A 2,803-nucleotide genomic window follows, 5' to 3' on the forward strand; every position below is an offset into this window, starting at 1 on the left:
TCGCCTCGCGGGCGCTCGACGCGTCGCGCTCGCTGGCCGGCGCGCTCGCCTCGCGGCCGTCCGACGCGGCCCGCTAGCCGGCCGGCGCGCCGACGGCTAGCCGACTCTCCCGTGACATCACGCTGGGCTTGAGCGGCGGCCCGTCCGCCCCGGGCAGCTTCGCCTCGCGTCCGATTTCCTCTCGAATCTGGCGCAGAACCTCGGCGGCGGCCTCGTCTCGCGCCCTCTTTCCGGATTTCTGGCCAATTTCGCTACGCTTTACGCGGCCGAGGAGGGGAGGCTGCCGTCCGTAGGCCGTAGCAGTCTGCGTTTCCCCAGGTCAGCGAGTTGACCGTACATGAACGGGGCGATCTTTGGCGGGAAACCTGCGTAAACCATGGCAAAAATGGCCAGAAATCCGGAAGGCGCCCCTCGTTCTACGGCCGCGCTCCGCCAAGGGTGCCGCCTCTCGCGTTCTGCCTCCGAAAAAGCTCCCGATCTTAGCTCCCAGCTAATGAAGTCGCTTCGGCGAACGAATACCCTTCACTTTTGCAACCGCCGCCTCGGCGGCTTCAGAGAGAAAGGGATTCTTATGTCCAACACCCAGAGCGCGCCGATCGCCCCCGCGGGCGCCCCCGCTGTTCCGCTGCCCAAGTCCGGCATGGCCATCGCCTCGCTCGTGCTGGGCATCGTCGCGGCGGTCACGTCGTTTCTGCCCATCATCAACAACCTCTCGTTCATCCTGGCCGTGCTGGCCGTGATCTTCGGCATCGTCGGCGTGGTGGCCGCGAGCCGGGGCAAGCGCGCGGGCCGCGGGCTCGCCATCGCGGGCATCGTGGTGGCCGTGGTGGCCGGGGCCGTTGTCCTGGGCACCCAGGCGCTCTACTCCGCGGCCATCGACAAGGTCCAGGCCGAGACCGACGCCGCCTTCGACCAGGCCAAGGCTGAGGCCGATGCCAACCTCGACCGCATGACCGGCGATGCTACCGACCAGGTGCTCGCCGAGGAGGTGGACGTGCAGATAGGCGCCTTCGCCGCCACCGAGGACAAGTACGGCCTCGCGGACACGGGGCTGCCGGTCACCCTGACCAACAAGTCCGACCAGACCGCCACCTTCAACATCCACATCGAGGCCGTCGGATCCGATGGCGGGCGCATCGACGACGGCTACGCGATGGCCAACGACCTGCGTCCCGGCCAGAGCCAGGACTTCGAGCTGTTCACCTTCGTGCCCTCCGACAAGCTCGAGGCCATGAAGGGGGCCACCTTCGAGATCGTGGAGGCCTCGGCCTACTAGGGCCGGCGCGTGGCGCGGGGGAGGGACGGGTCGCGGCCCGCCTCCGTCCCGCCCGCGCGCGGGCTGGCGCTACAATGGGAAGAAGACAGGATGGCGCGAAGGAGGAAGAGACGGGTGGAGGAGCCGCTGACAGAGGACTTGCTGGCCGAGCTGCTGGCGGCGCCGAGCCCCGAGCGGTTCATCCGCGACCACCGCGTGGGCGAGCGCGGCCTGTCCGGCTACCTCCAGCAGCTGCTGGCCGAGAAGGGGCTCAAGCGCGCCGACGTGGTGCGTGCCGCGGGGCTCAACGAGACCTTCGGCTACCAGATCTTCACCGGCGCGCGCGGCGCCTCCCGCGACAAGCTGCTGGCCCTCGCCTTCGCCCTGGGCCTCACGCTCACCGAGGCGAACCGCCTGCTCAAGGCCGGGGGCGCCAACGAGCTGTACTGCAAGAGCCGCCGCGACGCCATCATCATCTTCGCCCTCACCCACGGCTACTCGCTCCAGCGCGCCGACGAGGAGCTCTACCGCTTCCAGGAAGACACCATCGGCTAACCTGCGTCCGCGGCGGCGGGCGAGCGCGCCAACGGGCAGGGCGCAAGGCGCGGGCCGGCGGGCTCGGAGCGCCGCCGCGGATGCTTCGGCGGGGACGGCCGGGATCGGCGGCCATCCTGGCCGGACGCTGGCTGACGGCGCCCCCGCCGCTTCCCGCTGTCGGTATTTGCTACCATCACATCCTATGGAAAACGACATCGCCTCATACCTGGACGCCCTCAAGCGCGACGCGTGCTACCGCGTCGTCCGCGTGCTAAAGGAGGCGCCTCACGAGACCACGGAGGTGGTCTGCTTCGCGGGCGCCAACGACGCCGAGCTGGGCCCCTTCGTTCGCAAGCGCATCAAGCGCGAGGCGTGCATGGGGGCGGCCTATCCCGCCATCATGGCCGCCCAGCGCGCCGGCGCCCGCTTCCGGCACCTGCCGCGGATCGAGGACTGCTACGAGCGCGATGACGAGCTGGTGGTCATCATGGAGTACGTCCGCGGCGAGACGCTCCATGAGGCGGTCTACCGCCGCGACCCGTCGCCGGCCCTGGCCCAGGAGGTGTTCCCGCTGCTGTGCGACGCGGTCGTCGAGCTGCACGAGGGCTTCGACCCGCCGCTCATCCACCGCGACCTCAAGCCGGGCAACGTCATTCTGTCCGAGGGGAACCTGACCCTCATCGACTTCGGCATCGCCCGGGCCTACCGCGAGGGCGCCGAGGGCGACACCGCCAGCTTCGGCACGCGGGCCTACGCGCCGCCCGAGCAGTTCGGCTACGGCCAGACCGACGTGCGCAGCGACGTCTACGCGCTGGGGATGCTGCTGTACTACCTGCTTACCGAGGAGGTGCCCTCGCCGCGTTTGGCGGGCGGCGCCTTCGACGAGCCGGGGGTGCCCGTGGCGCTGCGCCCCGTGCTGGCCCGGGCGACGGCCTTCGACCCGGCGGCGCGCTATCCGTCCGTCCGCGCCCTGCGCGCGGCCTTCGCGGCGGCCGTCGCGGGCCCCCAGGC

Annotated in this window: 3 protein-coding genes; all 3 read left to right on the forward strand. The window is 70.5% G+C overall.

What is annotated here, in order from left to right; translation table 11 throughout:
- Positions 1-571: 571 nt before the first annotated feature.
- On the forward strand, positions 572-1,276 hold the full coding sequence (locus D1643_RS10465; RefSeq protein ID WP_160710557.1) for a DUF4190 domain-containing protein: 705 nt from the start codon (positions 572-574) through the stop codon (positions 1,274-1,276).
- A gap of 90 nt (positions 1,277-1,366) precedes the next feature.
- Positions 1,367-1,810: a helix-turn-helix domain-containing protein gene (locus tag D1643_RS10470; RefSeq protein ID WP_201751092.1), complete on the forward strand. Its 444-nt coding sequence runs from the start codon at positions 1,367-1,369 to the stop codon at positions 1,808-1,810.
- 184 nt (positions 1,811-1,994) lie between these two features.
- On the forward strand, positions 1,995-2,803 hold an 809-nt coding region (locus D1643_RS10475; protein WP_160710558.1), incomplete at its 3' end, for a serine/threonine-protein kinase.

Origin of the sequence: Enterorhabdus sp. P55, assembly GCF_009911695.1 — a bacterium.
Lineage (GTDB): Bacteria > Actinomycetota > Coriobacteriia > Coriobacteriales > Eggerthellaceae > Enterorhabdus.